At 70.0% G+C, this 17,741-nt stretch carries 16 protein-coding genes; 15 read left to right on the top strand and 1 reads right to left on the bottom strand.

From position 1 onward, the window contains the following. Window positions 1–189: 189 nt before the first annotated feature. The 10 genes from AB0H75_RS22545 to AB0H75_RS22500 all read left to right on the top strand — a co-directional run bounded on the left by AB0H75_RS22545 (window position 190) and on the right by AB0H75_RS22500 (window position 9,228). Window positions 190–2,646: a hypothetical protein gene (locus tag AB0H75_RS22545; RefSeq protein WP_367799030.1), complete on the top strand. Its 2,457-nt coding sequence runs from the start codon at window positions 190–192 to the stop codon at window positions 2,644–2,646. A gap of 22 nt (window positions 2,647–2,668) precedes the next feature. Continuing rightward, entirely contained in the window at window positions 2,669–3,031 is a 363-nt protein-coding gene (locus AB0H75_RS22540) for an immunity 8 family protein (protein ID WP_367799028.1), read from the top strand. A 149-nt stretch (window positions 3,032–3,180) separates the two neighbouring features. Further along, complete coding sequence (locus tag AB0H75_RS22535) at window positions 3,181–3,501, top strand: helix-turn-helix domain-containing protein (protein WP_367799026.1); 321 nt, start codon at window positions 3,181–3,183, stop codon at window positions 3,499–3,501. Window positions 3,502–3,692: 191 nt separating this feature from the next. Further along, window positions 3,693–3,992: a transposase gene (locus tag AB0H75_RS22530; protein WP_367799024.1), complete on the top strand. Its 300-nt coding sequence runs from the start codon at window positions 3,693–3,695 to the stop codon at window positions 3,990–3,992. Then, the gene (locus AB0H75_RS22525; RefSeq protein WP_367799022.1) at window positions 3,989–4,663 is read left to right on the top strand and encodes an IS3 family transposase; all 675 of its coding nucleotides are present in this window, start codon (window positions 3,989–3,991) and stop codon (window positions 4,661–4,663) included. The genes AB0H75_RS22530 and AB0H75_RS22525 overlap by 4 nt, the downstream gene beginning before the upstream one ends. After that, complete coding sequence (locus AB0H75_RS22520) at window positions 4,638–4,937, top strand: integrase core domain-containing protein (protein ID WP_367799021.1); 300 nt, start codon at window positions 4,638–4,640, stop codon at window positions 4,935–4,937. Before AB0H75_RS22525 ends, AB0H75_RS22520 begins: the two co-directional genes overlap by 26 nt. Before the next feature lie 119 nt (window positions 4,938–5,056). After that, complete coding sequence (locus AB0H75_RS22515; protein WP_367799019.1) at window positions 5,057–5,533, top strand: hypothetical protein; 477 nt, start codon at window positions 5,057–5,059, stop codon at window positions 5,531–5,533. Next, on the top strand, window positions 5,534–6,388 hold the full coding sequence (locus tag AB0H75_RS22510; RefSeq protein WP_367799018.1) for a hypothetical protein: 855 nt from the start codon (window positions 5,534–5,536) through the stop codon (window positions 6,386–6,388). Between the two features lie 267 nt (window positions 6,389–6,655). After that, window positions 6,656–7,639: a copper transporter gene (locus AB0H75_RS22505; protein ID WP_367799016.1), complete on the top strand. Its 984-nt coding sequence runs from the start codon at window positions 6,656–6,658 to the stop codon at window positions 7,637–7,639. Between the two features lie 452 nt (window positions 7,640–8,091). After that, window positions 8,092–9,228 (top strand): PQQ-binding-like beta-propeller repeat protein, encoded by a 1,137-nt coding sequence (locus tag AB0H75_RS22500; protein ID WP_367799015.1) that lies wholly within the window; start codon window positions 8,092–8,094, stop codon window positions 9,226–9,228. 780 nt (window positions 9,229–10,008) lie between these two features. On the opposite strand, the gene AB0H75_RS22495 is transcribed toward AB0H75_RS22500, so the two are convergent. After that, a complete protein-coding gene (locus AB0H75_RS22495; RefSeq protein ID WP_367799014.1) occupies window positions 10,009–10,377 on the bottom strand; it encodes a hypothetical protein in 369 nt (122 codons plus the stop codon). Window positions 10,378–10,779: 402 nt separating this feature from the next. On the opposite strand from AB0H75_RS22495, the gene AB0H75_RS22490 reads away from it, so the two are divergent. From AB0H75_RS22490 to AB0H75_RS22470, 5 genes are all read left to right on the top strand, one after another. Further along, window positions 10,780–11,985 (top strand): serine hydrolase domain-containing protein, encoded by a 1,206-nt coding sequence (locus AB0H75_RS22490; protein WP_367799013.1) that lies wholly within the window; start codon window positions 10,780–10,782, stop codon window positions 11,983–11,985. 235 nt (window positions 11,986–12,220) lie between these two features. After that, window positions 12,221–14,425: an RNA polymerase recycling motor ATPase HelR gene (helR, locus tag AB0H75_RS22485; RefSeq protein WP_367799012.1), complete on the top strand. Its 2,205-nt coding sequence runs from the start codon at window positions 12,221–12,223 to the stop codon at window positions 14,423–14,425. A gap of 55 nt (window positions 14,426–14,480) precedes the next feature. Then, on the top strand, window positions 14,481–15,485 hold the full coding sequence (locus AB0H75_RS22480; RefSeq protein WP_367799011.1) for a LysR substrate-binding domain-containing protein: 1,005 nt from the start codon (window positions 14,481–14,483) through the stop codon (window positions 15,483–15,485). 108 nt (window positions 15,486–15,593) lie between these two features. Then, window positions 15,594–16,628, top strand: coding sequence for an alpha/beta hydrolase (locus tag AB0H75_RS22475; RefSeq protein WP_367799010.1), 1,035 nt, complete (start codon window positions 15,594–15,596; stop codon window positions 16,626–16,628). Continuing rightward, on the top strand, window positions 16,621–17,733 hold the full coding sequence (locus AB0H75_RS22470) for an acyltransferase (protein WP_367799009.1): 1,113 nt from the start codon (window positions 16,621–16,623) through the stop codon (window positions 17,731–17,733). Before AB0H75_RS22475 ends, AB0H75_RS22470 begins: the two co-directional genes overlap by 8 nt. Window positions 17,734–17,741: the final 8 nt, after the last annotated feature.

Raw genomic sequence — 17,741 nt, 5'->3', positions numbered from 1 at the left:
GGCCGCGCCAACCTCGATCTCCTGCGCAAACGCATGCTGCTGACCGACTGACCCGGGCCCCATCACGGAATGTGTGCCTGATCCAGGATTCGGCCATCGTTGACACAAGACGGCCTCCGGAGACGAAGTGGGGGTCGGCGACCTGCGGCCGAAGCGGGCCCGGATCACCGGGCCGGGCGCGAGTGAACGATGAGCGTCTACGCGCCCGGGGTGCTCGCCGACCCGGTCGGCGTCATCATCGGCTTGATTCTTGATGCCGCACCGAACTCGGACCGGACGGTGGTGGAAGAGACGGTCACAGGCGTCGTCGGTGGTCGGGCCAAGCGCCGCAAGGTCGCCCAGGCGCTGCTGGAGCGCCCGGCTGTCCTGACCGACGGGCGATCACCGGCTCCCCGGGCCATCGCCGAGTTGCTCATCGCGCTGCGTAACACGGGCGCCACGACGATCTCGGCGCCGGTCTGCGCTGAGTGCGGTAAGCACCTGCGGACGTTCCAGCGCCGTGACCAGGACTGGTACTGCGGCGTCTGCGGGCCCCGCCGGGAGCCCTGCGCGTCCTGCGGCAACATCCGCACGATCAATTCCCGTGACCGGCAGGGACGGCCCCGCTGCATCAGATGCCCACCCGATAATGGCCGAGACCCCATCGACATCGTGGCGGAGGTCGTCACGTCGATCGATCCGAACCTGCCGGCGGTGGTTATCTCGGCCGCGGTAACGGTGGTGGTGCCGCGGCCGGGACAGCGCCATCAGTTGGCCTGGGCGCTTGAGGACCGGCCCGAGCTGCTCACCGGAGCCGGAGCGCACGCGCCCGTCCCCGCGGTGCTCAGGTTGATCGACCGGCTCTGCGACGCGGGCGCTCAAGGCGTCGTCCGGCCGCCCTGCCCGCACTGCGGACGGGTCATCCCTCTGATCAAGCCCCGCGACGGGGTCCGGCTCTGCCGCAGTTGCGTGGCCAAGTCCCGGGCCGACCCCTGCTCCCGATGCGGAACCGTCCGCGAGCCTGCCACGCGCGACGCGGTTGGCCGGCCGCTCTGCGCGCACTGCCTGATCATCGACCCGTCTAACCAGGAACTATGCACGGGATGCGGTCGGCGGCGGCTGGTCAGTATCCGCACTCCTGACGGGCCGCTCTGTCCCAGTTGCCGCCCCTGGAAGAGTGCGACCTGCGGCATCTGCGGCCGTCAGGGCCCCTGCGTGATCTCCCAGGCCACCGGAGAGCCCTGGTGCACGGCTTGCAAGCAACGCCGCGCCCGATGCGCGCGCTGCGGCCAGTTCGGTCCCGTTCGCGGCGGCAGCACGACCGAACCGCTCTGCGCCACCTGCACCCGTTCCGATCCCGGGTTCTGGACCAGCTGCCCCACTTGCGGCGAGACGCGGCGGCTGCACGCCGGCCGGTGCGCCCGATGCGCTCTCGACCGGCGCCTGCACGAACTGCTCGGTGACGCAACCGGTCGGATCCGCCCTCACCTTGCCGCCCTCTACCAGGCGCTGGCCAGCGCCGAGCGGCCTGGCACGGTCATCGCCTGGCTTGACAGAAGCGCCGCCCCCGCGATCTTGCAGGAGTTGGACGCCGAGGTCGAACTCACCCACGCCAGCCTCGACGCGCTGCCGCCCGGCAAGCCTGTCGAGCACCTGCGCAGCGTCTTGGCCGCCATCGGCACGCTGCCCCACCGCGACGAGCAGATGGCCCGGCTGGAACGATGGATCACCGCCGCCATCGCCGACCGCGCCGACGCCGACCAGCAGCATCTGCTGCACCGCTACGCCGTCTGGCACCTACTGCGCCGGCTCCGCCGCCGCACCCAGGGCACGGACATCACTCATGAACAACTGGCCACGATCCGCCAGCACGTCAAGGCTGCGATCGGCTTTCTGGACTGGCTCACCGGCCACGATCTCACCCTGGCGACCTGCCGGCAGAATCACCTGGACACCTGGATCGCCAGCGACCAGGCCACGCACCGCCGCGAGACCGGGCAGCACTTCATCCGCTGGGCCGGCAAACAGAAGCTGACCCGCTTGGACTTTCCTGCCACCCGATGGGGCGGCCCCTCCCGCGTCTTGGACACCGAGGCCCGCTGGGAGCAGGCCCGCCGCCTGCTCCACGACGATGCCTTCGCCATCGAAGACCGCGTCGCCGGGCTGCTCTTGCTGCTCTATGCCCAGTGGCCGTCGACCATCAGCCGCCTCACCCTCGACCATGTCCACGCCGACGACGGGCAAGTACGGCTGAGCTTCGGACGCGAACCGGTCGTCCTGCCCGAACCCCTCGATGACCTCGTCCGGCATCTGCTGGCCAGGCGCCGCGGCCACGCGGCCATCGGCGACGACGTCGCTTCGGCCTGGCTGTTTCCGGGCGGACAACCCGGACGCCCGATCAGTTCCAGTCGACCCGCCGAACGTCTCCGCGACCTCGGCATCCTCTCCGGCCAGGCCCGCTCCACCGCCCTGTTCCAGCTCGCCACCGATCTGCCTGCTGCTGTCCTGGCCCGCGTACTCGGCCTCCACATCACCGTGGCCGTCGCTTGGCAACGCGCATCGGCCGGGGACTGGGCCGCCTACGCCGCAGACATCAGCCGACGAGACCACACCCGCCGAGACGTCACTGGAAACAGGCCCAAAGCGCCTCAAGACAGAAGAAACTGATGACCACCCGACGGAGACCATCGTGAAAGCCGCCATCCGATACCTTCACACGCCGGACATCGACCCAGGCACCTACGTTCCCGACGATCCACAACGCTTCATGTTCCTGGTCCAGATGATCGCCGGTCCCGATGACGGTCCTGGAGACGAGTCTTTCGATTTCACCGTCTGCACCCCGCAATGGCTTCAGGACCAAGTCGAACGCGACGACCGGCCCATCAGCGGCGCCCACCACGTGATCGTCAGCACCTACGATTGGGCGGCCATTGAGTCCTTTTTCGACCGCTTGGTCAACCAGTGCACCGGGGCGACCTGGTCAGAAGTCACCACCAAGCTCAGCCGCTACGGTCACTACGAGTTCGCCGACTACATCCCCACCCTCTGACCGCCAGCCACCATGAGCTCTGTCAGGGATCAGGTATTCAGACGCTTCCAATACCTGACGTCGCCAGAGCACGTACTGCAAAGCCATGTTGAGGACTCGTGGGTCCAGGGCCAGCAGCGCGCCGCGGCCCGTCTGGAAGGACTCGGCCGATGAGGTGGAACCTGCGGCTGGCCGCGGCCAGCCGCAGCATTTGGAAGGCCAGCGAGCTGCAGCGGATGCTCGCCGAGCACGGCCTGGCGATCAGCTCCGGGAAGATGTCCGGGCTGTGGTCGGGCCAGCCGGTCAGCGTGAAGCTCTCCGATCTCGACGTGATCTGCGCGGTGCTTGACTGCGGAGTCGACGAGCTTCTGATCCCCGAACCGGACAAGGTCACCAAGAAGACTGACGAACAGAGCACGCCTGCGGCGGCGAGTACGAACAGCGGCATCACTCCGCGACCGCGTTCAGGACGGTCCCTGCCACCGGTATGACCGTGGATCAGCCGAGTGACGACCACTGGGTCGGTAGCTGCCGATATTGCCTGGGCTGGGGACGGCTTGACCACGAGGGAGGCATCTGTGCCTCGTGCCGAGGGCGAGGTTCGTGGAAGTGGGCTTGATCCGGTTTGACGGACATCCGAGATCAGGGGCTCGTCCCCGGAAGGATGTCCATGATGGAGAGCATGGGGAAGAAGAAGCCGCGTCCTCGCCGCTCGTTCACGCCGGAGTTCAAGGTCGAGATCGTTGAGCTGTGCCGGCGCGGTGACCGCTCGGTCGGGCAGGTGGCCAAGGACTTCGATCTGACCGAGACCGCGGTGCGGCAGTGGATGCGCCAGGCGGAGGTCGATGCCGGGCAGCGGGACGGGCTGACCAGCAGCGAGCGTCAGGAGCTGGAGGCGTTGCGGCGGGAGAACCGGCGGCTGCGTGAGGATGTCGACGTGCTCAAGCGGGCGACGGCTTTCTTCGTGAGGGAGACCCGGTGAGCGTTGATCCGTTCATCGAGGCGGAGAAGCGGGGCGGTCACAGCGTCAAGCGGGCGTGTGAGCTGCTGGGAGTCTCCCGTGCCGTCTTCTATGCCCGCCGCAGTGGCGTGCCCGGGCCCCGCGCGATGCGCGACGGGGAGCCGGCCGAGCGCATCGCCGAGGTGCACGCGCGCTCACGAGGCGGTTATGGCGCGCTGCGCGTGCATGCGCAGTTGCAGCGCGATGGGCAGCGGTGCGGGAGGCGGCGGGTGGCCCGGTTGATGCGCGCGCTGGGCCTGGCCGGACGGTATCGGCGCCGCCGGCGGCAGGCCACTGTCGTCGACCCGAACGCCGGCAGCCGGCCGGATCTCATTGGCCGTGACTTCACGCCCGATGCGGCAGCCGTCGATACCCGCTGGTGCGGCGACATCACCTACATCCCGGCCGAGGAGGGCCGGCTGTATCTGGCCACCGTCATCGACATCGCCTCGCGCCGGGTGGTGGGCTGGGCGACGGCCGATCATCTGCGCACCGACTTGTCCCGCTGGAGCGCCGACGACATCGCTGCAGTCGCAGCGGCGCTCAACGCCCGCCCCCGCAAGAGCCTCGGCTGGAGGACCCCTGCCGAGGCCTTCAACGATCACCTAGACTCGCTGCTGAGCAGCAGTGTTGCGACGACCCCTTGCACCTAAGCAGTACACCAGCACCGCCTACACCGCCCTGGCTGAACGGCTCGGGGCGCGGCTGTCGGCCGGACGCACGGGCCAATGCTGGGACAACGCTCTGGCCGAGTCGTTCTTCGCGACCATCAAGGGCGAACTCCTCGACGCCCAGCTCTGGCTCACCCGCGCTGCCGCCCGCAGCGCGATCTTCGAGTTCATCGAGGGCTGGTACAACCTGCACCGCTTGCACAGCAGCCTGGGTTACCGTAGCCCTGCTGATTACGAGGCTGCCGCAGCAGCCTGAACACCACAACGATGGTGTCCGTCAAAGCGGAACAAGCTCAGAAGATGCGCGAATGTGCGGGTTGTCGCCGCCGTACCAAGACGCTCAATGGACACTGCCGACTATGCCGCGCCCAGGCCATGCGTCAGCTCGGCAAAGTCAAGATCCGCGGGCCGCTGCCCGAGATCCGGCTCGATCACTGGCAGCTTTTCCTCAACCTGGGCTGTGACTTGCGCGGATACCAGACAGTCGGCGATCCCCAGGCGCTGGGGATCGTCACCTGGCAGGTTCCAGGTCAGCTCGCGCTGTTCCACGCCCGCCGGGACTTCACCCGCTTCACCCGGAAAACGCACGCCAACCCTGGCAACCCCATGGTCGTCCGGGCTCGCGCCAGCGCCCGCGCGATCGCCGAACAATGCGGCTGGTCGCACTACCTGCTCAAAGAGGTCGACAGTGCGCTGCTGGTGCTGTTCTCCGGCCACGCACCCGGCGACCGGCTCAGCTACTCCGAGATTCGCCAGGTCGACAAGCTCGGCCTGAACGTCTCCCACACTGCCGAGGTCGTCGACGAACTCGGCCTTCTGGACGACGACCGTCCCGACACCTTCAGCGACTGAATGGACAGGCGGATCGACCAGCTCACCCACGACATCGGCGTCGACGTTCGTGCCTGGACCCACGAGCTCCTCTACGGGGGCCGCAGGAGTCGCCCCAGAGACAAAGGAACCGTCCGCACCTACCTCATGGCCGCCCACCCAGCGCTTATCACCTGGTCGGCGACCTACTCGACGCTTCGGGAAGTCACCCGTCACGACGCCGAACAAGCACTGGCCGACCTCACCGGGTCACACCGGCGCCGCGTCGCCGTCGCGCTCCGATCGCTGTTCCGTTTCGCCAAGCGCACTGGCAGAATCTTCGCCGACCCCACTCGGCGGCTCTCCGGCGGCCCGCCCAATTCCGCACTTCCGATGCCGCTGGACAACCGCCTGCTCGCCCAGGCCGTCGAGCAGGCCACGACGCCGGCCCAGCGCCTGGTCCTCGCCTTGGCGGCCATCCATGCCGCCCGCCCTGGCACGCTCTGTCAGCTCACTCTCGACGACATCGATATTCCCAACCGACGGATCACCCTACGTGGCCACACCCGCCGCCTGGACGACCTCACCGCCCAGCTCCTCACTGAATACCTTCGCGAACGAGCCACCCGTTGGCCACGCACCGCCAATCCGCATCTGTTCCTCAGCGAACGCACCGCACACGACACCCAGCCCACCACCGACTGGTGGCTCAAGAAGCAGTTCCGTGGCCTCGGCCTCACCGTCAACCAGATCCGCATGGACCGTCAGCTCGAAGAAGCCCTCGCCCAAGGACCCGATGCCCTCCACCTCGCCGCCATCTTCGGCATCAGCGAACGGGCAGCCATCCGCTACGCGAACGCCGCTCGCCAACTTCGTGAGAACACCCACGAACTCTAGGGAGGCGGCCCGGGGGACTATCTGGGCCGCTCCGTGCCTTGGGCTGACCGCCGCCGATGAAAGGCCCGGCCGCCTCGCGAGGGAAGGGTGATCAGCCGCCGCTCGAACCTGGGGCTGCACATACTTCCCAGTACCGTTGCGTCCCCTTCCTGTGACGGCATAGGAAATCATGGCGTTCAACAAGTCGGGATGATCCCTTTTCTATAGGCTCGCAGGCATGACGAAGCCTCCCGGCCCCTCTGCCTGACGGCTCAACTCGCTGCCCCTTTGCTGATCGGATTCCTCGGATTGATCGATTTTCGGTATCACATCGCCTCCATCGTCTCGATCTTCCTTGCGCTGGCGGTGGGCATCGTGCTCGGCACCTCACTGCTCCAGGAACCGGCACTCAAGACGGCCCAGGATCTGACGGCACAGCTGGCCACGACGAAGGAGGAACTGCGCACTCAGATCAACGCGCTGGAGCGGCTCCAAGCGGAGAATGACGCGTTCATCGCTTCCATAACGCCCGAACGGGTAGCCGAGGTGCTCGCGGGTGAGCGGGTCCTGCTGGTAGAGGCTCCAGATGCGAACCCCGCCGAGCGTGAGGCTATCCAGGAGACACTCCTACAGGCCGGCGCCGACTACGCAGGGCAGGTCACGCTCGCGGACGCGTACCTTGACCAACAGCGCCTCGACAAACTCGACATGCTGGTCAACAAGCTCATGCCGGCCGACATGACCATCGATCCGGCAGCGACCACTTATGAGAAGGGCGCCATGCTGCTCAGCGCCACGCTATTGACCAGCGACCCGGCCCAAGCGGGGACCCGCAACAAGGAAACCCTCACGGTTCTTGACGAATTCGAGCGCGCCGGGCTGCTCAGCATCGACAGGGAGCCGGGCAAGCGCGCGACGATCGCCGTCATGATCGCTCCTGAGAATCCGTTCGAAGGCGAGAATGCCGAGGCACAGGCCAGCGCGCTCGTCTCGCTGGCGGCCAGGCTCGACGAGGCTAGCCGAGGCACCGTACTCGCTGGTGGCAACACCTCCACCATTCCCGGGGGCCTCATCGCCGCCTTGCGCGACAAGAACGAGACCGTCAAGCACGTCACTACCGTCGACACCGCCGACACCCCTTTGGGGCGCATCACGGTCGTCTACGCCCTGCGAGAGCAACTGAGCGGGCGTGCCGGCCAGTACGGCACGGGTACCGGAGCCTCGTCATTCCTGCTCCCGACGTCACTCTCGACTCCATCGCCTCGCCGGTAAGGGGATTGGCCTGGCCCATTCGCTTCCTCGTCGGACGGTCGGTTCGGGGTCCTGACGTGTCTGGGAGATGTGTCCGTGTCCTGGCGCGGCTGCCGTAGGAGAGAGGTAAAGCGTAACCAGCCACCGCTCCGTCGCTGGCGACTCGATCGAGTCGGTGCCAACCCTTGCCGAGCCGGGCGAGCCTGTGGCCACCCTGGCGGCTACGGTTGCGCGGCTGCAGCAGGAGGCCGCCAGAGGCAGAGCGGGCCAAGAGCACGGCCACGGCTGGCCCCGATGGGAGGGAACGGATCCACGAGAGACGCTGAGCTGGTCGACCGCACCATCGCCGAGCTGCGCCGACTATGAGTGTGAGTCCAGATGCAGGCACTTAAACCATCCCGAACCGGTCGCATGGCTAGGCGGCCTGTTGAAGAACACTATGCGGCAGGAGCCTCCGGGCCATACTTGATCGTATGCGGATGATTCGCCTCCCGATTGTGACGCTCGTCTGCATTGCGATTCTGGCCGTGGTGGGGTGGCCGGGGGAGACCATCAGGCGGGTGGCGGGCCCTCTCGTGGAGCCCTGGCAGCCGCCCGGTCGTGGCACTCCGTCCATCGACGTCCTGGGCGAAGCACCTTTCTACAGTGATCTCTTCGGCGACGTGGCGGTGGAACGACGAGGGCAGGGAGTGGCTGCGGTACGGCTCGTTGATGGGGCCGATAGCTGGGTGTACCAGCGGCCCTGGAGCGATGACCTGGTGGATTGGATCCGGGTGGACAATCGGCGCATCTCGGTCGTCTGGCGCGACGGCGCGGTCCGCCTCATCGACGTGCCGACGGGCCGCATGATCTGGCAGACCGACATCCCCGAAGGGCCGTCCGCGGAGGCCAACCGGGCCTGGGATGAGGAGTGGGCAGCGATGTGGGAGCTGTCCGTCGCGGGATCCGGCACGCTGGTGATCCTGCACGACGGCCGCGTCGATGTGCTGGATGCCCACACCGGAGGGATCCGCTGGACATACCAGGCCGCGTCGTGTGGCCCCATCCAAAGTGTCAAGGTCATGGACAAGGTCCTGCTTGTCTCCCATCACTGCGCTGAGTACAAGGGCGTCGCGCTCGGCGTCGAGGATGGTAGGCCACGGTGGACGCTCACCGATTTTGAGCGGTCCAACGGCCGCGACCTTGGCCAGGGCCGCGTGGTGATCGTGGACGGGGGAGGACTCGTCGTCCGCAGAGCCGCGGACTGGAAGATCCTCTGGCGCGACCCATGGGCAGGACTTCTCTACAACTCCTCCGAGGACAATCTCGGTGTGTCAGCCGATCTGCTGATCGCGGATACTGCGGCAGGAATCGTGGCCTACCGCATCGCCGACGGCAGCATCGCCTGGCGTCGGCCGTTGGAGAGGGCAACCAGCGCGTCTGACGCTGTGCTGACGGATGGCCGGGTCGCCTACGTCGCGGCAGACGAGCAGACGCTCCTCAAGCTCGATGCACGCACTGGAGATGTCATTGACCAGCACCGATTCGATGAAGAGATCAGTCTGCGGTTGATGCGCGGCGACCTGGCCGTGGTCACCGTGGGGATCGGCAAAGACCAGGTGGTTGGCTGACGGGCTGGTGCACTCCCGGCGAGCACCGCCGAGCCGGCAGCTGCGACGCTGCCCGGTAAATCTCAGGCCGTCGAAACCACTGAGGGGTTGTATCCCGCATGGCCCAAGGGGCTGCTTCCAGCGCAGGGTGGCTGTAGTACTCACCCGATGACCCGGACGTTGGTCAAGAATTCTCTGAGTGTGGACAGGGCGACCACCCGACCGAGGCAGCGACAGGCGAGGGTTGACGTGAGCAGGACGTCGGTGCAGGGCCAGGATCTGTGGTCAGTCCGTCTCCTGCGCGGATGCAGCCTCGGAGTGGACGGCGGCGATGGCGGCCCGCAATGCGTAAGGGGCGCAGATTCCTGCCAACACGCGCTCGAAATCGCGCCCAAAGCCACACCTCACCCGACAGTTCATCAAGATCAACCTTCAGAAATCACGAACGTGCGTAAAAATGGGGTGCCGGTAAGAAACGTGTCATGAGCCCCAAACGAGCAGCTTCTAGGACGACGCTCCTATTTTGATCTTGTGCGAAATCGATCGTTATTCGACACTGAGATGATCAACCTCGCACTCTGTGGCTGATAACACGGACCTGCATGGGAGTCACATCAAGCGCGAGCGCGGCGACCGTGTGCTGCGGCCCGGCCCACGGTGGTCAGGCGGGCAAGGGTCTGGGCGTAGCCGACGTGGGTAGTGGCCATCTGCAGGGACTCCAGGACGCGCTCGACGGCGGCCGCGATCGACAAGCTGATCGCGAGCCTAAGGTGGGTGAGGCGGGGTACTCCCGCCTCACCGCTATCGATTGATCGCGACGGGCTCGTCGCTCGAGTTGTTGACGACGGTCCGTTCGCCCAACGGCTCTTTCAGCTTGAGCTGCACGAGATGAGCCCGCCCGATCATGTTGGTGAACTCTTCCTCCCATGGCCAGCTTCGGCGACAGGAGTCATCCACTTCGACCCCGATGACCACCCGAGACGGCGATTCGGTCACCTCCGTATCCGTCACCCGCTCACACGGCTTCCCCGTCTCGTCAGGCGCTCCGAAGATCAGCTTGACGGTCAGAGTCTTGCCATCTGGAGATAACGTCGCGACACGTATGTCCTGCCATGTGGAGGCACCGCATCCCGCCATGACCAGGGCGCTGCACAGGAGGGCGAGCGCCAAGGACCGAGAAGTGAACATGGAAGGAGAGCCTGCCTTACTTCCGCTTCAACACGTCACCACCGTACGCCTCACGGATGGTGGTGATATCGGCGGCGCACGCGCCTGTGCCGATACAGCTGGAAGGTCCCGGGCAGCGCCAAGGTGGTCGCTTGTCCGCGCTGCTCCGCCACCCAGCCCGGCCCGGCCGGCTACCCCTGTCTCCGCTGTGACCGCCTTCGGAACGCTCGCCGGTCGTTGGAGAGGGAGTTGTCCGGCGCGGTTGTCCGGGCCTGGAGGAAAGACAACGGCCTTCCCGGGGCAAATCGGGAAGGCCGTTGTGTGTCTCCCTGAGCGCTCGTCCGGACCAACGAACTGACGCCTCGGGGCGGCCGACCTGGGCGGGAATGTCACAGATGGCGGCTGGTGGGGCCAGCCTTACCGACAGGCCGCCTCGCGACCCTGGCCACGCCCCTCGCCTCCGCCTCCGCGTCCGCCACCACGTCCGCCGTCGCGGACTGCCCGGTCCCCCCGCCCGCCACCGACCCCGCCGTCAACGTCCCCCCGATCGACCCGGCGGCGCTCGCCAGGAGCATCGAGAACCTGCCCGCCCCCGACGCCACCGCGGCGATCGTCCGCGTGGGCGGCACGAACGGCACCTGGAAGGGCGTCACCGGGATCGGGGACCTGCGTACCGGGCGGCCTGCCAGGGACGACGTCCGCTTCCGCGCCGGCAGCGTCACCAAGATGTTCACCACGGCCGTCGTGCTCCAGCTCGTCGCCGAGGGCGAGGTGTCGCTGGAGGGCACCGTCCAGGAGTACCTGCCGGGCCTGTTCCCCGCCGCCTACCCCGCCATCACCGTGGGCCAGCTGCTCAACCACACCAGCGGCCTGCCCGCCCCGGACCTCGACGGCGGCTTCGAGGAGGTCTACCGGACGCGGTACAAGACCTGGAAGCCCGAGGAGTACGTCGCGCTGGCCGTCCGCAACCCCGTCGAGTTCACTCCCGGCACCCAGCAGCACTACCTCAACACCAACACCTTCGTCGCCGGCCTGCTCATCGAGAGGGTCACCGGCCGCTCCTACGAGCACGAGGTCACCGCCCGCATCCTGCGCCCGCTCGGCATGCGCGACAGCTACCTGCCCGGGCGCTCGCCCCGCATCCGCGGCGCGCACCACCACGGCTACCAGGTCGTCCCGGCGGGCTTCCCCGGCTCCGTCCCGTACGGCGACACGGCCGTCGTGGACATGACCACGACCAGCGTCACCTCCACCTGGGCCTCGGGCGACCTCATCTCGACCGCCCGCGACCTGGAGACGTTCGTGAACGCGCTCTTCTCCGGCAAGGTCGTGCCGCCCGCCCGGCTGGAGCCGATGTTCACCGTCCCGAGGGTGACGACGTTCGGCGGCTGCGCCCCGGCCACCTACACCTCCGGCATGTCCAGGATGGTGCTGCCGGGCGGGCAGGTCGCCTACGGCAAGACCGGCGCCAGGTACGGCTTCTCGGCGGGAGTGGGCGCCACCCGCGACCTGAGCAGGACCGTCGTCTACTCCGTCAACTCCACCGACGCCAAGGCCGCGGGGCAGAACCAGCGCGGGCTGGGCATCGCGCTGGCCGCGCTGGCCTCGTGAGGCGGCACACGCTCCCCGCCACTCTCAACGTATAGCGCACACGGGGGCTTGCGGCAAGGCCCCGGCCGTGCAGGACAATCGGCGGCCGAGGCCAATGACCTGCGAGAACGGAGTGAGCGAAGTGCAGGTGTCGTCGCCGGCGTCCCGATCGTACGGACACGCCCGACCGATGTCACGAGAAGCACGCGAAGGCGCCGCGCGTACGGACGCCGTGCCACAGACGGGAGCCGATGACGTGAACCCCCTGACCACGACCAGTTTGACCACGACCAGTTTGACCACCGCCGGCGCGTTCGACCTTCCCGCCCACCTCTCCCCCAAGGCCGACCCGGCGCTGATCGCCGCCGACGAGCGGCGGTTCGCGGCCATCGCGGAGTGCCTGGACCAGGCGGTCGCCGAGCTGTCCGGCCGCCTCGCCGCCGAGCGCAGGGCGCCCGGCGGGGCGGGCCGGCAGGCGATGGACCGGGACCTGGAGATCCACCGGCTGACCGCCCGCCTGCGCGTCCTGCGCCGGTTCGGCCTGGACCTGTGCCTGGGCCGCATGGTCAGCGCGGACGACCCCGACGAGCCCGTGTACGTCGGCCGCCTCGGCCTCACCGACAGCGAGGGCCGCCGGCTGCTGCTCGACTGGCGCTCCCCGGCCGCCGAGCCGTTCTTCGGCGCCACGCACGCCAACCCGATGGGCCTGGCCAGCCGCCGCCGGTACCGCTGGACCCGCGGCCGGGTCAGCGACTACTGGGACGAGGTGTTCACCCCGAACGGCTTCGACGGGCACGCCGCGCTCGACGACCAGTCCGCCTTCATCGCCGGCCTGGGCGGCAGCCGCTCGCCGCGGATGCGGGACGTGCTCGGCACCATCCAGGCCGACCAGGACGCCGTCATCCGCGCGGGCTCCCGCGGCGCGCTCGTTGTGGACGGCGGCCCGGGCACGGGGAAGACCGTGGTGGCCCTGCACCGTTCGGCCTACCTGCTCTACTCCGATCCCCGGCTGGGCCACCGCCGGGGCGGCGTGTTGTTCGTCGGCCCGCACCAGCCCTACCTGGCCTACGTCGCCGACGTCCTGCCCAGCCTCGGCGAGGAGGGCGTGCGGACCTGCACCCTGCGCGACCTGGTCGCCGAGGGAGCCACGGCGGTGGCCGAGGCCGATCCGGAGGTGGCCCGGCTGAAGGCGTCCGCGGACATGGTGAAGGCCGTCGAGCCGGCCGTCAGGTTCTACGAGAACCCGCCCGCCCAGGGGATGACGGTCACCACCCCCTGGGCCGACGTCCGGCTGAGCCCGCGGGACTGGGCCGACGCGTTCGACGCGCCGGACCCGGGCACCCCGCACAACGAGGCACGCGACCAGATCTGGGAGGAACTGGTCACGATCCTGGTGAACAAGCACGGCGACGAGACGCCGCCCGAGCTGATCCGCCGGGCGCTGCTGCGCGACAAGGAGCTGCGTACGGCCTTCAACCGCGCGTGGCCGGTGCTCGAAGCGACCGACCTGGTCGGGGACCTGTGGTCGGTGCCCGCCTACCTGCGGATGTGCGCGCCCTGGCTCACGCCCGACGAGGTCCGCAGGTTGCGGCGCGCCGACCCGCAGGCATGGACGGTGTCCGACCTGCCGCTGCTGGACGCGGCGCGGCAGCGGCTCGGCGACCCGGAGGCGTCCCGGCGCAGGCGCAGGCACGAGGCCTCTGTCGCCGACCAGCGCGAGCACATGGCCAAGGTCGTCGACCACCTGATCGAGGCCGACGACGACGGCGAGGGGCTGGTGACGATGCTGCGCGGCCAGGACCTGCAGGACAGCCTGGTGGACGAGGCCGCGCTGCCGCCCGGCGCCGGCCCGGACCGGCTGGCCGGCCCGGACCGGCTGGCCGGCCCGTTCGCGCACGTCGTCGTGGACGAGGCACAGGAGCTCACCGACGCGGAGTGGCAGATGTTGCTGCGGCGCTGCCCGTCCCGGAGCTTCACCATCGTCGGGGACCGCGCGCAGGCCAGGCACGGGTTCACCGAGTCGTGGCGGGAACGGCTCGAGCGGATCGGCTTCGACCGGATCGAGCAGGCGTCCCTGACCGTCAACTACCGGACGCCGGAAGAGGTCATGGCGGAGGCCGCGCCGGTCATCCGGGCCGTGCTCCCGGACGCCAACGTGCCGGTCTCCGTCCGCAGTGGCGGCGTCCCCGTCCGCCGCGGGGCTGTGTCCGAGCTGGACACGATCCTCGGCGCGTGGCTCGCCGATCACGCCGACGGGATCGCCTGCGTGATCGGCGACCCCGCCTTCCAGGGGACGTCCCGCGTCCGGTCGCTGACGCCGGAGCTGGCGAAGGGGCTGGAGTTCGACCTGGTCGTCCTCGTCGGTCCGGAGACGTTCGGCGAGGGCATCGAGGGAGCCGTTGACCGTTATGTCGCGATGACCCGGGCGACGCAGCAGCTCGTCCTCCTGACCTCGCGCTGACCTCGCCTCTCGCCGGTCCCCTCTCGCTGACCTCGGCCGCTACTGTGTCGGCATCATGCTGACACTCGACCAGATCCGGGCGTTCGTGGCGGTCGCGGAGGAGCTGCACTTCGGGCGGGCCGCCGACCGGCTGCGCATGACGCAGCCGCCGCTGAGCCGCCACATCCAGAAGCTGGAACGCACGATCGGCGTGACACTGCTGGAACGCGACAACCGGCGGGTGACCCTCACCGAGGCCGGGCGCGCCTTCCTGGAGGACGCCCGGCACATGCTCACGCTGGTCGAGACGGCCGGCGACCGGGCGCGCCGGATCGCGGGCGGCGCCAGCGGCACGCTGCGGCTCGGCTTCACCGCGGTCTCGGCCGTCAGCGTGCTCGGCACGCTGCTGCGGCTGCTGGCCGAGCGGCTGCCGGAGATCGACGTCATCCTGCACGAGCGCGTGACCGCCGGGCAGGTGAAGGGCATCAGGCGCGGCGAGCTCGACCTGGGCCTGGCGCGCCCGCCCTTCGACCCCGACGGGATCGGCTCGCGGGTGATCTTCCGTGAGCCGCTGTGCGCGGTCGTCCCCGCGGGCCATCCGCTCGCCGCGCTCGACCGGCCGCTCGTGCCCGAGGACTTCGCCGGCCTGCCCGTGGTCAGCTACCACCCGGTGCGGTCGCGGTACTTCCACGAGCTGACGGTCCGTTTCCTGGCCACCGTGCGCGCCGGGGTCGAGCAGCAGGTGCACCAGATCCTCACCGCGGTGCTGCTCGTGGCGGCCGGGCGGGGGGTGACGCTGGTTCCCGCCAGCGCGCGCTCGCTCGGCATCGAGGGCGTGGTGTTCCTGGACCTCGTGAACGGCGGCGGCGACCCCCTGGCCGGTGCGGGCGGCGCTGTCAGTGGTGGGGGCGCTGCCGGTGGTGGGGGCGCTGCCGGTGGTGGGGGCGCTGCCGGCGGTGAGAGCGGCGGGGGCGGGGGCGGGCGGCCGGTGGAACTGCACGCCGTCTGGAACCCGCGCTCGGCCAACCCGGCGCTGTGGCGGGTGCTGGAGCTGCTTCCGCACCTCGGCGACCAGGGCTGATCCGCCCGCGTCGGACCTGGGTCGTACGACCGTGGTCCTCCCGGACGGCGAAAAGAGCAAACGACGGTCCGATGTGGCGCGACGGTCCGCTGCGGCACCGTCGTTGGCGTGATCCACGCCAGCGTGCCCCGCCTGCCCCGTGCCCTGTTGTCCCTGTTCGTGGCCGCGTCCGTGGCCGTGCCGATGAGCGGCGCGGCGCGGGCCGCGGCGGTTCCCGCGCCCGCTCCCGCCGGCGTGGCCCTGCCGCGCGAGGCGAGCCCGCGCGCTCTGGCCGACCGCTACACCGCCAGCCGGCGCGACATCCTGGCCGCCGAGCGCGTGGCCGCCCGTCACGGAGATCGGTGGCGGGCCGCGAGCCTGCGCGCCATGGCCGATCCCGCGCGCGGGTTCCTGGCCTTCGACGGGCGCGGCGGCGGGCGGGCCGTGGAGGTCGTCGGCGATCTGGCGGCGGCGCGGCACGTCGCCGTGCTGGTCCCCGGCGCGGACACCCATCTGGACAAGTACGGGTTCCTGCGCGGTGGCGCGCTCAGGCTGGCGCAGGCGCTGGGCGAGCCGTACGCCGTCGTCGCCTGGCTCGGCTACCGCACGCCGGAGACGATGAGCCTGGCCTCGCTCACGGCCGATCGGGCGGACGAGGGCGCCGCCGCGCTGCGGGCCTTCGTGCGGTGGCTGGCCGCGGTCAAGGGCGGGGCCGGGGTGTCCCTGGTGTGCCACTCGTACGGCAGCGTGGTCTGCGGGCGGGCCGCGCCCGGCCTGGACGTGGCCCGGCTCGTGCTGCTCGGCAGCCCCGGCACCGGGGCGGGCGACGCGGCCGGCCTGCGCACCCGGGCGGCCGTCTGGGCCGCGCGGGGCGACCGCGACTGGATCGGCTGGGTCCCGCACGTACGGCTCCACCTGCCGTTCGGCACGCTCGGGCTCGGCACCGACCCCGTGTCCCCCGGCTTCGGGGCGCGGGTCTTCGCGGCGGGCGACGCCGCTCACAGCGGCTACCTCGCGGCCGGATCGCCGGCGCTGCGCAACGTGGCGCGCATCGTCGCGGGCCGAAAACCGGTGGACCCGGTCCGGGAGCCGGGGGGCGCCGGCGCGGGGACGGGCGGAACGGGCGTGCTGAGCGGGGCAGGCGGGGTGGGCGGGCGTGCGTGAGCTCATCCGGCGGGTCGAGGCGGCGACCCCGGCCGAGCGCGACCGTGCCGTTGACGCGCTGCGCGCGCTGGCCATCGGCGGCGTGGTGCTCGGCCACTGGCTGGTGACGGCGCTGGTGGTCGACAGCGGGAACGTACGGGTCGCCAGCCCGCTGCGCGCCATGCCCTACCTCGCCCCGGTGTCGTGGGTGCTGCAGACGATGGCGCTGTTCTTCCTGGTGGGCGGCTGGCTGACCGCCAGGGGTCACGCCGCCGCCCGGGCCCGCGGCATCGGCTACGGCCAGTGGCTGGGGGCCCGGATGGCCCGCCTGACGCGGCCGGTCGCCGCCGTGGCGGCGGTGTGGGGGCTGGCGGCGGTGGTGATGCTCGCCCTCGGGGTGGACCTGACGACCGTGGGCGTGCTGGCCAAGCTGGTGTGGTCGCCGCTGTGGTTCCTGGCGGTGTACGCGGCGCTGACGGCGGCGACGCCGCTGGTCGGCCGGCTGCATCCGGGCTGGCCGCTGGCCGTGGTCGCCCTCGCCGACCTGGTGCGGTTCGGGTGGGGCGGGCCCGGCTGGGTGGGATGGGTCAACGTCGCGGCCGGCTGGCTGGTGCCCTACTGCCTGGGCGCGGCGTGGTCCCGGGGCCGGCTGTGCGGGCGGGCGGCCGGCTGGGCGATGCTGGCCGGCGGCGCGGCGCTGACCGCCGTGCTCGTCCTGTGGGCCGGTTACCCGGCTTCGATGGTGGGGGTGCCGGGCGCGCGGATCTCCAACCAGTCCCCGCCCACGCTGGCGGCCGTCGCGTTCGGCCTGGCGCAGTGCGGAGCGGCGCGGTTGCTGCTCGCCCCGCTCCGCCGGGTGCTGGCGCGTCCCGCCGCCTGGGCGCCGGTCGCCCTGGCCAACCTGTCGGCCATGACGATCTTCCTGTGGCACCAGACGGCGATGATCGCGGTCACCGCGCTCGGGCTGCTCGCCGGCCGTCCCCTGCCCGGCCTGCACACGGTGCCCGACGTCCCGTCCTGGGTGCTGGCCCGGACGGGCTGGTTACCGGTGTTCGGGCTGGCGCTGGTGGCGTGCTGGGGCGCCTTCCACGTCCACGAGCGCCGAGGGCGCGCCCTCGGCGCCTGACGGCCGGG

Source organism: Nonomuraea sp. NPDC050783 (assembly GCF_040802095.1).
Classification (GTDB): Bacteria; Actinomycetota; Actinomycetes; order Streptosporangiales; family Streptosporangiaceae; genus Nonomuraea.
The sequence above is the reverse complement of the archived record's forward strand: the minus strand, read 5'-3'. Positions and strand labels throughout refer to the sequence as shown.